The organism is Maricaulis maris (assembly GCF_049116555.1).
Lineage (GTDB): Bacteria > Pseudomonadota > Alphaproteobacteria > Caulobacterales > Maricaulaceae > Maricaulis > Maricaulis maris_C.
Genome location: NZ_JAGDYT010000001.1, coordinates 469,718 through 486,679, shown reverse-complemented (window position 1 = coordinate 486,679; position 16,962 = coordinate 469,718). Strand labels below are relative to the sequence as shown.

The window sequence follows — 16,962 nt, the reverse complement described above, 5'->3', positions numbered from 1 at the left end:
TCTATCAGGCGACAAACCTGTCGCCCCCCTTCAAGGGCATGAATAGGTGAAGGAATTTAAGATACCCGCCCGAAGATCGATAAAATTCGAACAAACGGAAATCTCGCCATCCGGCCTCGCCTTGACCCAGAGCCGCGCCTATACCCTCGGTCACATCACTCTGCCCAACGGACCCGTTTCATGACGCCAGCCCCCTCGCGATCACCCGCACGCCCTGTCCTCACGGACGGTGGACTGGAGACCTGGCTGATTTTCGATCGCGGCGTCGAGTTGCCGGACTTCGCCGCCTTTCCGCTGTTGGACACCGCCGACGGTCGGCGATTGCTGACGGAATACTGGGACCTCAACCTGACTGTCGCCACGACGCAGGGCCTCGACTTCATCCTCGGTGCACCGACCTGGCGCGCGAGTGCCGATTGGGGCGTGCGGCTGGGCTATGACGCGGCCTCGCTTGACCGTATCAATCGCGACGCCATCGCCTTCATGCAGGCTCTGCGCGACCGGCATCAAACCGCATCCATCTCCCTGCCGGTATGGGGCTCGGTCGGACCCCGGGGCGACGCCTACAATCCGGACCGACCAACCGGCGCCTCGGAGGCCGAAGCCTATCACCGCCCCCAGATCGAGAGTTTCAAGGCGGCTGGCGCCGACGCATTCACCGCCCAGACCCTGACCCATTCCGACGAAGCCATCGGCATCGCCCGTGCGGCGAGGGCGGCCGGCCTGCCCTGCACACTCAGCTTCACAACCGAGACCGACGGACGGTTGCCGGGTGGCGAAGCCCTTGGCGACGCGATCCAGCGCGTTGACGGTGCCACCGATGCCGCGCCGGACAGCTACATGATCAATTGCGCCCATCCCGATCACTTCCGCCAGGCCCTGGCCTGTGGCGAGCCCTGGTTGCAACGCCTTGGCGGTGTTCGCGCCAACGCCTCACGGCTCAGCCATGCCGAGCTGGACAATGCGACCGAGCTGAAGTCCGGCGACCCGGTCGAGCTCGGCGCGCTCTATCGGCAACTGCGTGAGACCGTGCCCGGCTTGACCGTGCTGGGCGGCTGCTGCGGGACGGATCACCGCCACATCGAGCAAATCTGCAAGGCGTGTGTCTAGGCCGCGCCCAATCGCCGCGTCCCCAAAGCGTCAAAACGCACCAGCGACTCGGCCGGCCACTCGGCCTGCATGTCGTAAAAGACCCTGAATTGTCGCGCCTCGGCCGGGATCTTTGTGAAGGAAAGCGCGCTGCGCGTGAAAATGTGCAAATCAGGCGGACACCGCTCGGGGTCATCCAGGGTCGCGACGCGGATGAAGACCATCACCTCGCGGCGACCATAATCGCTCCAAACCGCGCTGCCGCACTCATCGCAGCGCCAGATGTCATGCGGCTTGCCGCTGCCGGTCTTCTGCTCATGCCGCACAGGTTCACCGGCGATCACCTCAACCTCCGACCGTTCGATCAGCGCATTGATGGCATAGGGCCCACCGGTCTGTTTGCGACAGTCCCGGCAATGACAGGCATGCACGATCATCGGATCCCGGCGCAGGCGATATTGAACCTCGCCGCAAAAGCACGAGCCGGTGTGGTCGGTGTCGTCGGTCATGGTGGTTTCCCCGGTGTTCCAACGCGATTGTGCGGGCCGGCCTGATCGCTGTCCAGCGACGCCGACTTGCCTCGGAGCACTGCACTTGTCACCTTCCTGTCGCCCGCGTGTCGTGGGCGACAGGGCGTCCGGCGACTAGACATCGCCCTGCAATCAGGCCTTCACGGGCCTGGCCGAGACAAGAGAGTTACCCGATGGGATTGAAATCACTGCGCCTCGAAAAGGGCTGGTCACAGGAACAGCTTGCCACGATCAGTGGATTGAGTGACCGCACGATCCAGCGCGCCGAACGCGGTGAAACGCCCAGCCTGGAAACCGTGCGCGCCCTGGCCGCCAGTTTCGATCTCTCTTCGGCGCAATTGCGAGACCTGATCCAGTCCCACGAGGAGACCGCCGACATGGCCGCCAACGACACGACGTCCCTTGAGACCGCTGACACCACAGCGCCGTCAGCCGAGCCACTCATCACGCACGAATGGAAGCGGGTCCTGCTCGCCGCCGCCGTCTATGTGGTGATCATGACCTGGCTCGCGCTGATGCAGACCTTTGCCGGCTGGGACCCGGAACTCCTGCCCTTCATCGCACTCGTCGGCGGCGGCCTCATCGCGACCGCAGCCTTCATGGCGCTGGGCGGCGCCGAGGACGAGAAAAAATCCGGATCAGACAAGGACGGGCGAGACCCAGCCGATTGATTGGCCTGCCGGGACCGTCGTTCAGCGGCTCAATAACCCGCTGGCAGGTGGAAAGACACCTCGCCAACCGGCCTCCAGTCCTGTGCACCGCCATACCCGTCGGACTCGCCGACATTGTACTCGAACGCCTCGCCGATATCGGCATAGGTGGCGTCCGGGTCCGGCTGGCCACTATTGAGGGTAATATTATAGCCCCCGCCGCTGGCCGGAACCCAGGCTCCATCGACGACGTCGACAGCAATCGAGGCCTGATGGACGGTCATCTCGACCTGGTCCGGTGCTGAGAAGGTGAGGTTGAGACTGATCTCGTAGGTCAAATTATACTCGACCTGCCCGGGAACGACGTCCTCGGCCAGTGCTGGAGCGCCCGACAGAAGAACCGCCGCCGCTGCGCCCAATACCGCTTTCATCATGTGCCTGTTCCCGTATCTGGTGTGACTTGCGTAAACCTTGACACTCAAAGCCTAAAATCGCGCATGGACGGACCGGATAATTTTAGCGATCACCCCGACAAGCCCGGCTCCGGTCCGACGCTTCGAGCCAGAGGGGGCAGGCGTGAAGCTCCGCCTCAACGCCTACTGCGTGCGTTCCACAGACAACACGTATTCGCTGGTGATCCAGCACAGCGATTGCGGATCCACGCTGGCGCCCGGCTCAACCTGTGGCCAGCGGTCACAGCTCACTTCGCTCTCGCCTTCCGCAAGGAGTTGCAGGTCAGGAGCCGACGGCATCGGGTCGCCGGGATCGGGGTCTGACCGGTCACCGAAAATTGTTACCGCGCCGGTTGACCCGATCCAGTTACCCGTCCCGCCGGGACTGTCGGCCTGGCCGATACCGCCCTCCGTATAGCTGTCGATTATCCCCCCGCTGAACGAGAAATAGATTGCTCCGCCATAGACAGGAGGAACGTCGCTGAAATGCACCCGGTAGACCTGCCCTTCGGGCCCGACTGTGGCCCCGTCCTCAAAGGCCAGTGCGGCGCCACCGGGTCCGACACTCGCCAGTCCGCAACAAGCCAGCACACACACCACCCAATTAGACTCACGTCCTGTCCGCATTTTCATCTGACGCTCTCCCGTTCTGACCGTCAGCGGTTTGCCTAGCAGACAGGCATGAATGGACCGTAAGCGGTTGCTGAAAGGCGGGACAGGAGCGCGGTCAGTCCCTCCCGCTCCTCGCATCCGGATCCCTATCCAGTCGCATCACCGACATGTTCAACAGTCAGAGGATCGAACATGTCTCAGTCACTTTTCGTACAGGCCGTATTGGCGGCCGGCGGCGCGCTCTCGCTCGCCTCTGCCGCCACAGCCCAGCTACCGACCGAAGGGACGTATACCTTCACCCTGAGCTCGGCCCATTACGGCACCCTGCAAGGTCAACTGAGTTTCGAGGCCTCGGATGGCGGGCTGCGCGCCCGAAATGATCAGTATGCCTTCACCTTCGACGAAACGGGTGCCGGCGCCCTGACCTTTGCCGATGGCCGGCACCATGAAGCACGACTGGTTGTTGGAGCGGATGGTCCGGTCATCGTGACGACCAGTGGCCTGCTGCGCGGCGAGTGGCAGCTGGAGGCGCAGGCCCCGGCTCCGGAGCGCGACTATTCCGCCCTTGTTGACGTGATGGAGCAGATCTCGACCGCTTGGATCTATGACCCGAGACTGATCCAGACGCCGGAATTCACCACGTTCCGGCAGGGTTTCACGGCCTGTATCGACACCGTGTCCGATGATGCCGGCCTCATCTATTGCTTTGACCGGAACTGGGATGGCTCGCTCTTCTCCCACTATGAAATCCTGCGGCCGCTCAACACGATGGAAGGCCTGCTCGACGAAGCCGACGCCGCCGCCGAAGACCGTCCGGTCGCCCGCCACGAAGCTGTGGAACCGGGCATCGCCCTGGTCACCATCGACAGTTTCTTCGGGATCGCGATCGAGGCGCAGATCGATGCCGCGATGAGCGCAGCCATCGACTCCGGTGCCCACAGCCTGATCGTCGACCTGCGTGAGAACGGTGGTGGCACGGCCGCAGCCATCCCGGTTGCCGCGCGTATCCTTGAGGAGCGCCAGGTGCTGGGGACTTTCATTGCCAATGCCTGGTGGCGTGACAACGAGACCCTGCCCGGCAATGAGCTGCTGGAGGTCCGGCCGGTGATGAATGGCCGCTCACAACAGGAAGTCATGGGCGAGTTGATCTCGACCGGCTACACCGCCGCATCGCTCGATCCGGCCGAAACCGTATTCGACGGCGATGTTTACGTGCTGATCAGCGAGCGCACGGCCAGCGCTTCGGAAGCCCTGGTCGGCATGATCAAGATGTCGGGTCGCGCCACCCTGATCGGCGAGACCACGGCCGGGGAAATGCTGTCCAGCAACTTCTTCCCCCTGCCCTCCGACTTCTCCCTGCGCCTGCCAGTCGCCGACTTCTATCTCAGCGACGGGACCCGGATCGACGGAAATGGAGTGACACCTGATATCGCTGTCGCCGCCGAGGACGCACTTGATCGCGCACTGGCCGAAGCCCGGGCGCACTAGGACATTGGCAGGGGCCGCTGAGAGACACGGCCCTTCGGGCTATCCGCTACCGTGTCTGCGGCGGCCACTGCAACCATCTGACATGACGGCTTTCCGGCCCCTCAAACGGGCTGGCCCCGCTATTCGATACGCGTGATGTCCCACGCCAGCGAGCCGCCGTCCGGGCCAAGCCAGCACACGCCGGTCGCTTCCCAGTCCCCGCCGACTGACTCGATGTTGGCGCCAATCGGATAGTCCGGCCAGCTGCGGCAGATGGGGCGTTCGCCCCAGGGGTCCATCCAGAAGATATCAGCGTCGACATAGATTTCCCCATTCGACTCTTCACCCCACTCCGAGGTCCAGGGGTCGCTGCCCATCGCGTCCTGGATACCCGAGACCGTGACCTGTCCGCCGGACTCCAAACGGATCGTCGCGGTATCCCCCACGCGGGCAAAGTCTGTGTTGCGCGTGGCGACGGCCTGGAAGGTCTGACCGGCCGGGCCGTCCTGCGCCACCGCGGCGGGAGCGAGCAGGCCAAGGGCGAGGCTGGTGAGGAAGAGTGTTTTCATGGGTCTGTCCTGAAACGGTTGAGTGTCGGCCTCACGTCTAGCGCCACAAAATTAAAATCCGGTCAGCGCGACGGGCCGCTTTTTGACCATCGCGGGAGAGCGTCCAGCCATCCTCCTCCTGACGCCAGACACTCAGGATACGACCCCGGGTCACGGGGTCATGACCTGGGCAAAAGGCTCGAGGATGAACGCCTCCTCCTCCTCCCGCGTCATGGTGCCGGAGCGCGCCGCCTCGATCTGCTCCAGCCTGTCGATCCAGATATTGCCGCGGCGCACCGGCGGCATGGATTTGAGCAGGACCGTCGCGGTGCGCACGGCCTGTGCCGTCTCGCCGGCGTGAAATTGCCGGTAGAGGCATTGCACCATCAGCTTCAGCGCCGCGTGTTCATAATTGGCGAGGACGGCGTCAAACGTGTCCGCCTCCTCGGTGATGGAATTGCTGTCCCGGGCGTGGGCAGCGCCCGAATAGCGCTTGGCGGTTCGCGGCGTGTTCTGTCGTGTCATGGAGAGATCCCTTGTCTTGAAGCCGCGCTGTCTCACCGTTGAGCGCACAGGGGTGTGCGCTTCGCGCGGGGTTCGCCGAAGAAATGGGAGGCAGGCGGGATGCCGGCGATGCCGGTAACCGGTATGGGTAAGTGCGTGACATCGTGACATCCCGCCTGGCGGAGTTTTCCCGGGCTGTCTCCACCCCGTTTCCAATCCTCACACGTACTCGGGTCGGTCGTTTAGTGCCCTCGGACGCGAAGAGAGGACGCCCTGCCAGCGCTCACGATCGTCACATCGATCGCCCGGACAGGCTCCGCTCGCTCCCGGACATCAGTGACGTGGCCAACGCCTCCCGTCCCGGGAACCGCCAACGATTATGCGGGCGAATAGAGGGGGGGCGGACAAGGTGAGGCGGTTTTTTCGGGTTTTGCTGTGTTGGCAGGGGGTTGGGTGGGCGCACAACGGGGATAAGGGAGGGGTTATAGGGGGCCGCAGGTCCTTCTCCCCAGGGAGAAGGTGCCGCGCAGCGGCGGATGAGGGGGATCAGCGCCCTGGCACCGGGATTTGCCCCTCACCCGGCCTCCGGCCACCCTCTCCCGGGGGAGAGGGAAAGAGGCGCCTTTTTGTGCCAGCTTGCGGGGTGAAGGGCGGGTGCGGCTCAAGACGCGGATGTGGCCAGAAACATCGTCTCACCCTGCCCGTCACACCAGAGCTGGAGTGCAACCGGGTCACCAACCTGCAACGCCATGTCCGGACGAGCGATCATGAAACGCTCGCCAGTGCCTGTTTCGGCCAATTGCTGCTGAACGGTATCGGTATGATACCATTTTGACGCCCGCGGTCGTTGGGCAGACTGGATCACGGTCGCCTCAACAACGCCGCACCGGGTCTTGTCGATCCAGTAAGTCTCCTGCGACCAGATCAGCAGGCTGACCGCAACGACCAGAACCACAATCCCGGCCAGCTTCAGCCAGCGCCACGGCGTCATGCCGCGCATGTGATAGTGCCAGTGATCCCTGAATCCCGGTCGCATGAGTCCCTCCCGAATGCCTTGCTTCAGCAGACAATGGCCCGCCCGGCGGCACCAGTGGGACAAGGCAGCCGGGTTTCCCATGGACGTGCAGGTCCTTCCCCTTGATGGGGAAGGTGGGCCGTCGCAAAGCGACGGGTCGGAAGGGGTGAGACGCGCCAGCGTTCCGGATCCGACCGCCCCCACCCACTCCGTCTCGCCCTGGCGGGCGATCCACCTCGCCCGTCAAGGGCGAGGACCTTGTGCGAGCTGGATCACAGGTGGCGCTTCGTCGGCTGTGCTTTCCTCACCTCATGAGAAGTCCGCTCACCCAACGCGCCCGCGCCCTGCGACAGGACATGACACCGCATGAAGTCCGGCTCTGGGCCTGTTTGCGGGCCTGGCGGAGCGAGGGCATCAAGTTCCGGCGGCAGGTGACGCTGGGTCGCTTCATCGTTGATTTCGCCTGTTTTCGCCCGAAACTCGTCGTGGAACTCGATGGCGGCCAGCACACCACGGACGATCATGCGGCAAGGGATGCCAGGCGCGATGCGTGGCTGCGAAGCAAGGGCTTTGTCATCTTCCGGGCCTGGAACCATGAGGTCGATGACAATATCGACGCCGTCCTCGATGGCATTCGCTCGCTTGTCGATGAAGCGCGCCAGGTCCTTCCCCTTGATGGGGAAGGTGGCCCGAAGGGCCGGAAGGGGTGAGACGCGCCAGCGTTCCGGCACTGACCTCCGATCACCCACTCCGTCTGGCCGCTGACGCGCCCAGCCACCTCGCCCATCAAGGGCGAGGACCTGGAACGCCAACCTTTTCTTCCCCATCCCATGGGGACGTGGCCGACGGCAAAGCCGGCGGACAATGGGGCCGAGCGCAGCGAGGAGAGGCCGGAAGGGGTGCCAACTCCCACAAATACCACCGTCATCCCACGGTCGCGGCAGCGCCGCGATCCGGGGGACCCCATCCACCCGGCCAGACGCCCTGCCTCCAACAGCCCGCCCAAGCAAACATCCCGGATAGCCGGGGTCCCCCGGATGCCCGCTGCGCGGTCACCGTGGGATGACGGTGAAGAGAGGACGTTACAGCTCAAAACGCGCGCCCCGGCGCGGAGGGAGGCATAAAACCCTTGCCAGCAAGGGGCCGTATTGAAGTCCCGCGGTCAAGNNCTTGACCGCGGGACTTCAATACGGCGGGGTCTCGGCATGGGGTTTATGGGGTGGTTTGGGGGGGGGACCCCGTTTTCAAGATTAAAATTGGTGTGTGTCCCCATTAATCCAGGAAATTGGTGTGTGTCCCTGTTTCTTATGCAGGACCCGCTTTACAAGTTGGGTCTCGGCATGCGGTCGGGAATTTGTATGTGTCTCTGTTTTTTTCCAAGGCCTAAGGGGTGCACTATTTTCCCTTCCCACTTTTCGTTGTACTCACTGTCCCGGTTCGAAACTAATAAGGCCGACTACGATGCTTCCGAGTCTTAGCGTGAAAAACTATCCAGAAATGCTGGCCAAACTGAGCTTTTTCTTTTTCCTGAGCACGGCATTCTGTTTTTTCTTGATGAGGTATTACATCCCTCCGATTGCAGGGGCATTTGATACCTTAGCGGCCCAATTTCCGGAGAACCTAAAGCTTTGGGATTTGAGCTTGAGTGATGCGATTCCTCTGGTTATTGCGATGGTTCTTGCCTGGCTTGCACACGGCATTCGCTGGCACGACCGGCTATCCGACTGGTTTCGGATACGACAACGCTTTGATATGTATCAGATCGTGATCCCCACCGCACTGTTAGTTGGAGCCAATGTGGATTCAGCTCGCTACGAGCGGATTATGGCTTCCCGCGACCACCTTATGAGACAGATCTTTTATCAGTTCGCTTCCTCTGGTGATGGTGATGAGCGCATCGTATCGAACCACACCCTACGAGAAGCGCTAACCACTTGGTCATGGTACTGGGTCCTTCTCGAAGCAGTATCGGCGTTCATCCCAACCGCAATCATTCTATGGCTCTACGGAGCGTATCACGCCGCCTTCATGCTGGCGCTGGGATCGATCATCTCGATAATTTTAATGCAATATTACTACGGTGAAACAAGTAGATACGCCAAATCGCAAGTATTTGACATCGTTGATGACAAACAGCGCTCAGATCAAATCCGAGATCGAATTGAGGCGCTCTAGTGCGCTACTTCGTGGACGGCGGAACGGAAGTCCGTACAGAAAATGCCGCGCTTCCGATCAATCAGCTCAGCAGCCCGATTGTCGAGAGATTGCGAGCGCTCCCTCGCGTCGGGCTATGTGCGGATTACGGAACTGGTAAAGGTCGATACGCGCCCTTTCTGGCAGATAATGCAGACGAGCTACACCTCGTCGACTCAACTATCCAGTTAGAGCGAAAACAACGGTTTGGAAAAGACTACCACTCGTTGGAGGAGCGGTACCAAGAGCACAACGCGGTATCTACAATGAACACTAAACAGTTCATAGAGTCGGGCGCTAGTTACGAAAGAGTGGCCTTACTCAACGTCCTGCCTGTAATTCCGATTCAGTCCATCGCGGACGAAGTGCTCAAACGGTGCTGCCGCGCCGTGAAAGTGGGTGGCGAAATCTGTGTGGCGGTGAACTACCGAAACTCTGAGTACACAAAATCGATCAAGAGCGAAGCGGCCAAACCTACTCAGGGCGGCTATCTCATTAACGGATATCGCGGTCACTTTTTTCTTCGACTGTTAACACCACCCTACATCGATGAACGACTCTACGCGCTCAACTTTAGGATTGAAGAGCGTATCCGCATCGAGGGAACGATGCTGTACATCGCACGCAAGTTATGAGTCATCCTCGCTGAGATAAATCTCCGACCCCTTCGCCTTGAACTCCTCAGCCTTCTCGGCCATGCCGGCCTCCACAGCATTCGGCGCCCGCGCCGACCCAAACCGGTCCCGGATCTCCCTTGTAATCTCCATCGAGCAAAACTTGGGCCCGCACATGGAGCAGAAATGCGCCACCTTGTGGGCCTCCTTGGGAAGCGTCTTGTCGTGGAAGTCGCGCGCGGTTTCGGGGTCGAGGGCGAGGTTGAACTGGTCTTCCCAGCGGAATTCGAACCTGGCGCGTGACAGGGCGTCGTCGCGGATCTTGGCGGCGGGGTGGCCCTTGGCGAGGTCGCCGGCATGGGCGGCGATTTTATAGGTGATCACGCCGACCTTGACGTCATCGCGGTCGGGCAGGCCGAGATGTTCCTTCGGCGTGACATAGCAGAGCATGGCACAGCCGAACCAGCCGATCATGGCGGCGCCGATGCCGCTGGTGATGTGGTCATAGCCCGGCGCGATATCGGTGGTGAGCGGTCCCAGCGTGTAGAAGGGCGCCTCGTGGCACTCCTTCAACTGCTTGTCCATATTCTCCTTGATCTTGTGCATGGCGACATGGCCCGGCCCCTCGATCATGACCTGGCAGCCTTTTTCCCAGGCGATTTTCGTGAGTTCCCCCAACGTTTCCAGCTCGGCAAATTGCGCGCGGTCATTGGCGTCGGCGATGGAGCCGGGGCGCAGGCCGTCGCCCAGCGAGAAGCTGACATCATAGGCGCGCATGATATCGCAGATGTCCTCGAAATGGGTGTAGAGGAAGCTCTCCTCATGGTGCGCCAGGCACCATTTGGCCATGATCGAACCGCCGCGCGAGACGATGCCGGTGACGCGGTCGGCGGTGAGCGGCACATAGGCCAGGCGCACGCCGGCATGGATGGTGAAATAATCCACCCCCTGCTCGGCCTGCTCGATCAGCGTGTCGCGGAAGACCTCCCAGGTCAGGTCCTCGGCAATGCCATTGACCTTCTCCAGCGCCTGGTAGATCGGCACGGTGCCGATCGGCACCGGCGAGTTGCGCAGGATCCATTCGCGGGTGTTGTGGATATTCTTGCCGGTCGACAGGTCCATCACCGTGTCGCCGCCCCAGCGGATCGACCAGACCATCTTGTCGACCTCTTCCTCGACCGAGGAGGCCACGGCGCTATTGCCGATATTGGCGTTGATCTTGGTCAGGAAATTGCGGCCGATGATCATCGGCTCGAGTTCCGGGTGGTTGATATTGGCCGGGATGATGGCGCGGCCACGGGCGATCTCGTCGCGGACGAATTCCGGCGTGACGTGTTCCGGGATCGAGGCGCCGAAACTCTCGCCATCGGCGAGACGTTCCGCGGCGCCCTCGACAGCCTGCTTGCGGCCAAGATTCTCGCGCTCGGCGACATAGACCATTTCCGGCGTGATGATGCCGGCGCGGGCAAATTCGTATTGCGTGAGCGGTTGACCCGGGGCGCCCTTCAACGGCCTGTGCGTGGCCGGGAATTCGCGGGCGAGATATTTGCCCGTGGCGCCACCATTATCGAGCGGCGAGAGCGGGCGGCCCTCATACTCGACCAGCTGGCGATCCTTGTACCAGGCGAGGCGATGACGCGGCAGGCCGGTCTCGACGGTGATCGTCGCCGCCGGATCGGAATAGGGACCGGACGTGTCATAGACCCGCACCGGCGGCTCATTGGCGGTCGGGTGCAGGTCGATCTCGCGATGCGGCACTTTCAGCGACGGGTCCGCCTTGGGCGAGGTATAGACGCGCCGCGAGCCCGGCAGAGGCCCGGTGGTGACGGTGGGAGTCTCGAATTCGGATTGGGAGGTGGGCTTGTTCATGGGTGACCCTCAAAGGTAGGTGGACTTGACGAAGTCAAAGACCCCTTCCGGGTCATCGACGTACAGAATGGAGAACATGTGTTCGAGATCGGGATCGTTCGGGCGGAAGCAATCGACACTCTTCTCCCCTGGGGACAGAGGGGTGACCTGGGCCTCGGTGATCTCGTCGCGGGCAATTTCGTCCATCACGCGGCCCTGCTCGTCGAGCAGGCTGATGCGTTGATCGGTGAAGACGAAATTGTGCATGTCGCCCCAGTGGGTGGTCGGCGAGCCCCGAAAGAGCAACCAACCGACAAACGCGAGGAGCAGCAGGATCACGACGAGCGACATGATCTGCTCGGCACGCCAGATACCGGACCACATCTCGGGCCCGCGGCTCGCGAGGCTCAACATGGCCAGCAGGAAAGCTGCAACGGCCCAGCCGATACGATTGACCGGACTGCGCCCCTCGCCCTCGTCCCGAGTGTTGGTCACTACAGCCACATCACGAAGCAGGGCTTCTCCCGATCTGAGTCGCCAGACCAGGCGAGGTTGCATGGGTTTCTTCATCGGGGGCGGCTCCCGATCGCCCGAGACTTCGGCTTGGTGACGCCCTTAAAAGACCCAAACGCAGACTGAGTTGCAAACATCGTCACGGGAAACGTCCTTGGGCTCAGTCGTGGCTGTGGGCTGGGATGGGGCGGGTTTCACCGGCTTCGGTGAAGAAGTCCTCGCCGCTCGCATCGAGCCAGTCGGGTTGGTTGATGGGGATGTGGATGCCGGTCACCGCCTGCGCATTGAGGCGGGCGCGCGTGGTCTCGCCGCCCCACTCGCCCAGCACCCAATAGGGCGGGAAGGCGTGCTGGGTGGTGCGGGCCGCGAAATGGTCGCTGTGGGTGTCGTAGATCGCCGGCTCGGGCGTGGCATCGCCGAGATGCATCACCGTCGCCGCACCATTGAGGGTGACCCGGTGGGCCATGTTCTGGATGCCCGCCCGGCCCGGTCCGCCGGCATGGGGGATGTGCACGGTCTCGACGCGGATCGCGTCGGCGACACCGTCCGCCGCGAGGACGAGGTCCTGCGGGCTGGCGATGAAGGGCAGCGCATGGATGCGCGCCTCGAAGGCCGCATCCCAGCCGGCTGCCGCCTGCATGTCCAGCCGCGCCTGCCACGGTCCGACCAGGATCACGTCCGGGTGGGCGGCGAGATAGGCGTTGACCGCCTCGGCATCGAAATGGTCGCCATGGACATGGCTGACGAAGACCGCGTCCACCCCGTCATAGGGCGGCGTGCCGGCCATGATCGCCGCACGCACCTCCGGCGCCACCAGCGGATAGCCGTAGGAGACGCTGAACAGCGGGTCGAACAGGATGCGCGTCTCGCCCGCACTGACCATGATCGCCTCATTGGCCAGGAAATGCGCGGTGGCGGGGTCATCCTCGGAGGGATGGGCGAGGGCGGCGGGGGCGGCCGAAAGGGTCAACGCACACGTCGACGCACACAGGGCGGTCGCCAGTCGCAGGGCAGAACCAGGAAATTTCATCATCGCCGCCTCATCTCGCTCGCAGGCGGTCAGACGGCAGCGGCCAGAAAGCCAGGGCCCGGCCCACAGGCGAACCTGCGACGCAAAGGCCTGCTCCATCCCGACGCCGGCATGACCCGGATCCGGTCCTAAGGGTGATGTCTCAGCCCCGCCACAACATCAGCGGGACACCCCTTGGAACTGTTGCGCGCAGCGTGGACGGGCCGCGCTGATTTGGCAAGCGGGGACGGACGGCAGGACCGATATCACCCTGCCTGGCCGGCATACCCCAGCCAGACAAAGCCGACGCCGATCGCGGCTACCAGCAACGCCCAGATCCGCATCAGGGCCTTGTTGCCGACCAGGCCTTCATAGGCGCCCAGCAGAGCCGGTGGGGCGAGCATGAGGAAAACGCCCTTGAACAGGCTGATCCAGCCAATGATGGTCACGACCATCGCCTTGCCGCCGCCCAAATTGGCATGGGTCGCAAGGATCACCACACCGAAGGCCAGGGCCATGATCCCGGCCATGAAGCGCAGCAGGAAACTGTCGCGAATCTCGGCCGCCAGACCGGCAACCTTGTCGAGTTGAAGGAAAAGGCCCGTCCCGGCGACGAGGAAGTAGAGACCGATGACACGCAGCCAGAAATCGGTCATGGACGCTGTATCGAACATGGGTACACCCTCCGTTCGTTGTGCAACGTCACCCTGCACGAAAGCGGGCCGCTCGCCAATGTGGCTGATTGCCACAAAGGCCAGCGGCCCGCCGCTCGATCATGTCGCGTTCAGGGTCAGTCGGCCCGCGTGAACGTCCCCGTCCCTGCCCAGTTCATACGCACGACAGCACCGCTCTCATCACGTTCGAACCGGAATTCCTGGACCGCTTCGAAGGGCGAGGCCTGACCGGCAAACAGGTCCGCCACGGCCGGCACCATTGTGCCGCTCATATCCCCCCAGTTGAAGACCAGGGCCGGGCCAACCTGGCGCAGCTCGACATCGAAATAGGGGTCACCATTGGTCCAGCGGCCGGCATAATCGGCCAGTTCCTCGGCTCCGGGCGTCCAGCTCCAGCCGCCCCAGCGGTCCTCGGCCATCACCGCATCGCGCCGCTCCATACGGACGTCCAGATAGCGCTGGATACGCTGCGGATACTGCTCGATGCGGATCTGGCGCATGCGATCCGCGGTCTCGTGCTCGGTCAGGAACTGGAAATACATGTTGATGGTGCGGCTGGTCAGCCAGCCGGTCATGTTGTCGGAGTTGGAGAAGGCCGCAACGCCGACACCGAGATCGGGCGAGAAGGCCATCTGGGTGCGGATACCGGTATAGCCGCCGCCATGGACGTAGAAGTCGTGCCCTTCGAAGTCACAGATATTCCAGCCCAGCGTGTATTGTGAACAGGGCAGTTCAGCTGCATTGCGGCGATCCTCCTGATGGGTCTCGACAAAACCGGTCTGGGCCATGCTCACCATGTCGGCCGTGATGCCCGAACCCTCGGGCCCCTCGCCGCGCAGCTGCAACTGCAGCCACACCGCCATGTCATCGACCGATGTAACCAGCCCGCCGGCCGACTGCATCATGCCGTCGGTCTTGGGCCGGATCTCGTACCAGCCATCATCCTCGCCCAGCCAGTGATGCCCCCAGGACAATTCATCCAGCGAGAAGTCCGAGGTCCGGGCCGATGTGCGATCCATCGCAAGCGGCTCGAAAAGATAGGCATCAAGCCAGTCCTGCCAGGACCGACCCGTCGCGGTCTCCAGGATCGCGCCATAGATGTTGTAGCCCAGATTATCGTATTCAAAGCCGGCTTCCCGGGCCCGGGAATAGTCGGCAAGCAGGCGCGGATAGTCAGCCGGATCGACATAGCCGACATAGGCCTCCAAGCCGGTCACAACATCATTCCCGATCGGCACCTGGTGGGTGATCAGGTCGCGCAGGGTCCAGTCCGCCGCGGTCACTCCGTCCGGCAGTGCCAGGTCCGGCCAGTAATCCGTGATGACACTGTCCAGCGGCAGGATGCCCTCGGCGTCGAGCCGCGCCGCCAGAAGGCCCATATAGGCCTTGGTCTGGGAGGCGATATAGATCGGCGTATCGGTCGTCATCGGATCACCCGACGCCGCCCGGCGTTCGCCCTGTACACGGCGCATCAGCACGTCATCGGCGGTCACCACCACGACGGCATAGCCCGGACCCAGGTCCGGAAACTCATCAAGGAAAACGTCAAGGCTGGCGGCGGCGCCTTCCGGCGTCTCTGCGCCGGCATGGGCGGCAAGGCAGAGCGCGGCGGCACTGACAAGGCTCACGGTTCGAAGCATACAATTTCTCCAGATCAGACCCGATAATCGGGGGATTTCTGGCCGCAACCTAGCTGTGCGATGTGAATGCGTCTTGAACACGTGTAACCCGTCGACGCAGCGCCAACCGCGTCTCTTGGTCAGGCTGCGAGCAGCCCGCGCAAATGATGGGGCGTGAAACCGGTCTGGGCCCGGACAGCCCGGGTGAAGTGCGACTGGTCGGCGAAGCCTGCTGACATCGCAGCATCCGCGAGATCGGAGCCATCCACCATGTCGGCAATGGCCCGGCTGACTCGGGATCGCAAACGATATCGACTCGGCGGCAGGCCAAAGCGGGCGCGAAAACTGCGTGAGAGGTGAACGCGATGAACGCCAGCCTGATCAGCAAGGCTGGCAAGATCGGGCTCGTCCGGATCATCGCGCAATTGCTCACGGACGCGCTCGAGCCAGCGCGGGGATACCGGCCCTTCCACAGCTCGGGCATGCGGGTCGTCCAGAGCCGGGTCCAGAACCGGGGCCAGGGCACAGGCCGTGATGTCGGACACGGTCATGGCCGACCCGGCCCCTGCGGCATTGAGTGCGGTCGACAGTTGGAGGATTTCAATCGGCGTGTCTGATGATGCTTCAGCCCAGCTCCAGTCCCCCGGACCAGGCAGATCGGAACAGGCCGGGCCGTCCGGATCCATGTCCACAGCCAGCACCAACGCCCCGCCGGCACCATAGACATTGGCATGGCGGAAACCGGCCGGTTTTACACCCCGGCTGGTGCGGATGACCTCATGTTCATGACGGCCACCGGTTTCGCGCAACTCCCCGCACAGCAGCCAGGATATCTGGTGACAGCCGTGGGTGTGCGGCGCCATCTGCTCGCCCGGGCGGTACCAGGTCAGCCGCACATCCAGGCCCGCACCGGTGATCAATGTTTTTTGCCGTCGCATTTCGCCTCCAATCGACATCGTTACAATACCGATGCAAGCAGCAAGCTTTTTGGATGATGACGAGGCGGTCAGGTGACAGCGATTAGCGTCAATTCACAGCGATTAGCGTCAATTCAATGCCACCCGGCGCGAATGGCAGGCGTCATACAGGCCCAGAAAGGCGGTCGCGTCCGTATTGCCGCGGCGACTGGCGTCCGTGAGATAGGCGCGCGCGCGATAGGGATCGTCAATCCCCTGCCCGTCCGACAGCATCAAGCCGGCCAGCAAGGCTGCGAGATCGCCACCCCGCTCGTCGGAGATGCGCGTCATCGCCCGCTCGGCCCGCTCCGCCTGACCGGGCCAGCGTGCCGTGGCCAGGGTCAGCTGAGCCAGGGTGCGCGTGTCACCGGCCTGCATCAGGGCACCGCCCCAATAGAAGGCCGCCGCCTGGACCGGCACTTGGCGCTGCACGGCCATGGCATCGAGTTGCTGCTCCATGCCGGCACTCACCCCCCTGAGATAGCTGTCCCGGTGCTGGCCGTAGCGCTGGCAATCCGCTGACTGGGCCTCCGCATCGCCAAGACCAATTACCGCGGCACCGACCGCCCAGCCACAGGCCACCAACCACGCAATACTTGTCCGATTTCGGGCCATTTGCCCCTCCCAGATCCACATCTGGCAGGAAACTGGCAGCCCGCTTTTAACGTC

The 16,962-nt window shown here is 62.8% G+C and carries 19 protein-coding genes and 1 riboswitch; of the genes, 6 read left to right on the top strand and 13 right to left on the bottom strand.

Annotated features, from left to right (window positions below; translation table 11 throughout):
- The first annotated feature begins 180 nt into the window (after positions 1–180).
- A complete protein-coding gene (locus JXQ94_RS02205) occupies positions 181–1,110 on the top strand; it encodes a homocysteine S-methyltransferase family protein (protein ID WP_421922187.1) in 930 nt (309 codons plus the stop codon).
- Here the strand turns inward: JXQ94_RS02205 and JXQ94_RS02200 are convergent.
- Positions 1,107–1,598, bottom strand: coding sequence for a GFA family protein (locus tag JXQ94_RS02200; RefSeq protein ID WP_421922186.1), 492 nt, complete (start codon positions 1,596–1,598; stop codon positions 1,107–1,109). The two genes, JXQ94_RS02205 and JXQ94_RS02200, sit on opposite strands and share 4 nt — an antisense overlap.
- A 194-nt stretch (positions 1,599–1,792) precedes the next feature.
- On the opposite strand from JXQ94_RS02200, the gene JXQ94_RS02195 reads away from it, so the two are divergent.
- Entirely contained in the window at positions 1,793–2,290 is a 498-nt protein-coding gene (locus tag JXQ94_RS02195) for a helix-turn-helix transcriptional regulator (protein WP_421922185.1), read from the top strand.
- 29 nt (positions 2,291–2,319) lie between these two features.
- On the opposite strand, the gene JXQ94_RS02190 is transcribed toward JXQ94_RS02195, so the two are convergent.
- Both JXQ94_RS02190 and JXQ94_RS02185 read right to left on the bottom strand, forming a co-directional pair.
- On the bottom strand, positions 2,320–2,703 hold the full coding sequence (locus JXQ94_RS02190; RefSeq protein WP_421922184.1) for a hypothetical protein: 384 nt from the start codon (positions 2,701–2,703) through the stop codon (positions 2,320–2,322).
- Between the two features lie 162 nt (positions 2,704–2,865).
- Positions 2,866–3,354, bottom strand: coding sequence for a hypothetical protein (locus tag JXQ94_RS02185; protein ID WP_421922183.1), 489 nt, complete (start codon positions 3,352–3,354; stop codon positions 2,866–2,868).
- A gap of 171 nt (positions 3,355–3,525) precedes the next feature.
- Here JXQ94_RS02185 and JXQ94_RS02180 point away from each other — a divergent pair, with 171 nt between their 5' ends.
- Positions 3,526–4,821, top strand: a complete 1,296-nt coding sequence (locus JXQ94_RS02180; protein WP_421922182.1) for a S41 family peptidase — start codon at positions 3,526–3,528, stop codon at positions 4,819–4,821.
- 119 nt (positions 4,822–4,940) lie between these two features.
- Here JXQ94_RS02180 and JXQ94_RS02175 read toward each other — a convergent pair whose 3' ends face one another.
- From JXQ94_RS02175 to JXQ94_RS02165, 3 genes are all read right to left on the bottom strand, one after another.
- A complete protein-coding gene (locus JXQ94_RS02175; RefSeq protein WP_421922181.1) occupies positions 4,941–5,369 on the bottom strand; it encodes a hypothetical protein in 429 nt (142 codons plus the stop codon).
- A gap of 150 nt (positions 5,370–5,519) precedes the next feature.
- Positions 5,520–5,873: a hypothetical protein gene (locus JXQ94_RS02170; RefSeq protein WP_421922180.1), complete on the bottom strand. Its 354-nt coding sequence runs from the start codon at positions 5,871–5,873 to the stop codon at positions 5,520–5,522.
- A 640-nt stretch (positions 5,874–6,513) separates the two neighbouring features.
- Positions 6,514–6,888: a hypothetical protein gene (locus JXQ94_RS02165; protein ID WP_421922179.1), complete on the bottom strand. Its 375-nt coding sequence runs from the start codon at positions 6,886–6,888 to the stop codon at positions 6,514–6,516.
- A 290-nt stretch (positions 6,889–7,178) separates the two neighbouring features.
- Between JXQ94_RS02165 and JXQ94_RS02160 the strand changes: the two genes are divergently transcribed.
- The 3 genes from JXQ94_RS02160 (at position 7,179) to JXQ94_RS02150 (ending at position 9,695) form a co-directional block, all read left to right on the top strand.
- Positions 7,179–7,577, top strand: coding sequence for an endonuclease domain-containing protein (locus JXQ94_RS02160; RefSeq protein WP_421922178.1), 399 nt, complete (start codon positions 7,179–7,181; stop codon positions 7,575–7,577).
- A gap of 769 nt (positions 7,578–8,346) precedes the next feature.
- On the top strand, positions 8,347–9,042 hold the full coding sequence (locus JXQ94_RS02155) for a hypothetical protein (RefSeq protein WP_421922177.1): 696 nt from the start codon (positions 8,347–8,349) through the stop codon (positions 9,040–9,042).
- Positions 9,042–9,695: a hypothetical protein gene (locus JXQ94_RS02150; protein ID WP_421922176.1), complete on the top strand. Its 654-nt coding sequence runs from the start codon at positions 9,042–9,044 to the stop codon at positions 9,693–9,695. Before JXQ94_RS02155 ends, JXQ94_RS02150 begins: the two co-directional genes overlap by 1 nt.
- Here the strand turns inward: JXQ94_RS02150 and thiC are convergent.
- The 7 genes from thiC to JXQ94_RS02115 all read right to left on the bottom strand — a co-directional run bounded on the left by thiC (position 9,690) and on the right by JXQ94_RS02115 (position 16,908).
- The gene (thiC, locus tag JXQ94_RS02145; protein WP_421922175.1) at positions 9,690–11,543 is read right to left on the bottom strand and encodes a phosphomethylpyrimidine synthase ThiC; all 1,854 of its coding nucleotides are present in this window, start codon (positions 11,541–11,543) and stop codon (positions 9,690–9,692) included. The two genes, JXQ94_RS02150 and thiC, sit on opposite strands and share 6 nt — an antisense overlap.
- A 9-nt stretch (positions 11,544–11,552) precedes the next feature.
- A complete protein-coding gene (locus tag JXQ94_RS02140; protein WP_421922174.1) occupies positions 11,553–12,092 on the bottom strand; it encodes a hypothetical protein in 540 nt (179 codons plus the stop codon).
- Positions 12,093–12,195: 103 nt separating this feature from the next.
- A complete protein-coding gene (locus JXQ94_RS02135; RefSeq protein ID WP_421922173.1) occupies positions 12,196–13,068 on the bottom strand; it encodes an MBL fold metallo-hydrolase in 873 nt (290 codons plus the stop codon).
- A 78-nt stretch (positions 13,069–13,146) separates the two neighbouring features.
- Positions 13,147–13,250: riboswitch (TPP riboswitch) on the bottom strand.
- A 60-nt stretch (positions 13,251–13,310) separates the two neighbouring features.
- Positions 13,311–13,718, bottom strand: coding sequence for a hypothetical protein (locus JXQ94_RS02130; RefSeq protein ID WP_421922172.1), 408 nt, complete (start codon positions 13,716–13,718; stop codon positions 13,311–13,313).
- A gap of 116 nt (positions 13,719–13,834) precedes the next feature.
- A complete protein-coding gene (locus JXQ94_RS02125) occupies positions 13,835–15,358 on the bottom strand; it encodes a serine hydrolase domain-containing protein (protein ID WP_421922171.1) in 1,524 nt (507 codons plus the stop codon).
- Positions 15,359–15,477: 119 nt separating this feature from the next.
- Positions 15,478–16,275: a helix-turn-helix domain-containing protein gene (locus JXQ94_RS02120; protein WP_421922170.1), complete on the bottom strand. Its 798-nt coding sequence runs from the start codon at positions 16,273–16,275 to the stop codon at positions 15,478–15,480.
- A gap of 108 nt (positions 16,276–16,383) precedes the next feature.
- Positions 16,384–16,908 carry a hypothetical protein gene (locus tag JXQ94_RS02115; protein ID WP_421922169.1) on the bottom strand — a complete coding sequence of 175 codons (525 nt, stop codon included), beginning with the start codon at positions 16,906–16,908 and terminating at the stop codon, positions 16,384–16,386.
- Positions 16,909–16,962: the final 54 nt, after the last annotated feature.

Bases quoted from the DNA above. Each gene is read 5' to 3' on its own strand.
- JXQ94_RS02205 (WP_421922187.1), top strand. From the start codon at position 181: ATGACGCCAGCCCCCTCGCGATCACCCGCACGCCCTGTCCTCACGGAC.
- JXQ94_RS02200 (WP_421922186.1), bottom strand. From the start codon at position 1,598: ATGACCGACGACACCGACCACACCGGCTCGTGCTTTTGCGGCGAGGTT.
- JXQ94_RS02195 (WP_421922185.1), top strand. From the start codon at position 1,793: ATGGGATTGAAATCACTGCGCCTCGAAAAGGGCTGGTCACAGGAACAG.
- JXQ94_RS02190 (WP_421922184.1), bottom strand. From the start codon at position 2,703: ATGATGAAAGCGGTATTGGGCGCAGCGGCGGCGGTTCTTCTGTCGGGC.
- JXQ94_RS02185 (WP_421922183.1), bottom strand. From the start codon at position 3,354: ATGAAAATGCGGACAGGACGTGAGTCTAATTGGGTGGTGTGTGTGCTG.
- JXQ94_RS02180 (WP_421922182.1), top strand. From the start codon at position 3,526: ATGTCTCAGTCACTTTTCGTACAGGCCGTATTGGCGGCCGGCGGCGCG.
- JXQ94_RS02175 (WP_421922181.1), bottom strand. From the start codon at position 5,369: ATGAAAACACTCTTCCTCACCAGCCTCGCCCTTGGCCTGCTCGCTCCC.
- JXQ94_RS02170 (WP_421922180.1), bottom strand. From the start codon at position 5,873: ATGACACGACAGAACACGCCGCGAACCGCCAAGCGCTATTCGGGCGCT.
- JXQ94_RS02165 (WP_421922179.1), bottom strand. From the start codon at position 6,888: ATGCGACCGGGATTCAGGGATCACTGGCACTATCACATGCGCGGCATG.
- JXQ94_RS02160 (WP_421922178.1), top strand. From the start codon at position 7,179: ATGAGAAGTCCGCTCACCCAACGCGCCCGCGCCCTGCGACAGGACATG.
- thiC (WP_421922175.1), bottom strand. From the start codon at position 11,543: ATGAACAAGCCCACCTCCCAATCCGAATTCGAGACTCCCACCGTCACC.
- JXQ94_RS02140 (WP_421922174.1), bottom strand. From the start codon at position 12,092: ATGAAGAAACCCATGCAACCTCGCCTGGTCTGGCGACTCAGATCGGGA.
- JXQ94_RS02135 (WP_421922173.1), bottom strand. From the start codon at position 13,068: ATGATGAAATTTCCTGGTTCTGCCCTGCGACTGGCGACCGCCCTGTGT.
- JXQ94_RS02130 (WP_421922172.1), bottom strand. From the start codon at position 13,718: ATGTTCGATACAGCGTCCATGACCGATTTCTGGCTGCGTGTCATCGGT.
- JXQ94_RS02125 (WP_421922171.1), bottom strand. From the start codon at position 15,358: ATGCTTCGAACCGTGAGCCTTGTCAGTGCCGCCGCGCTCTGCCTTGCC.
- JXQ94_RS02120 (WP_421922170.1), bottom strand. From the start codon at position 16,275: ATGCGACGGCAAAAAACATTGATCACCGGTGCGGGCCTGGATGTGCGG.
- JXQ94_RS02115 (WP_421922169.1), bottom strand. From the start codon at position 16,908: ATGGCCCGAAATCGGACAAGTATTGCGTGGTTGGTGGCCTGTGGCTGG.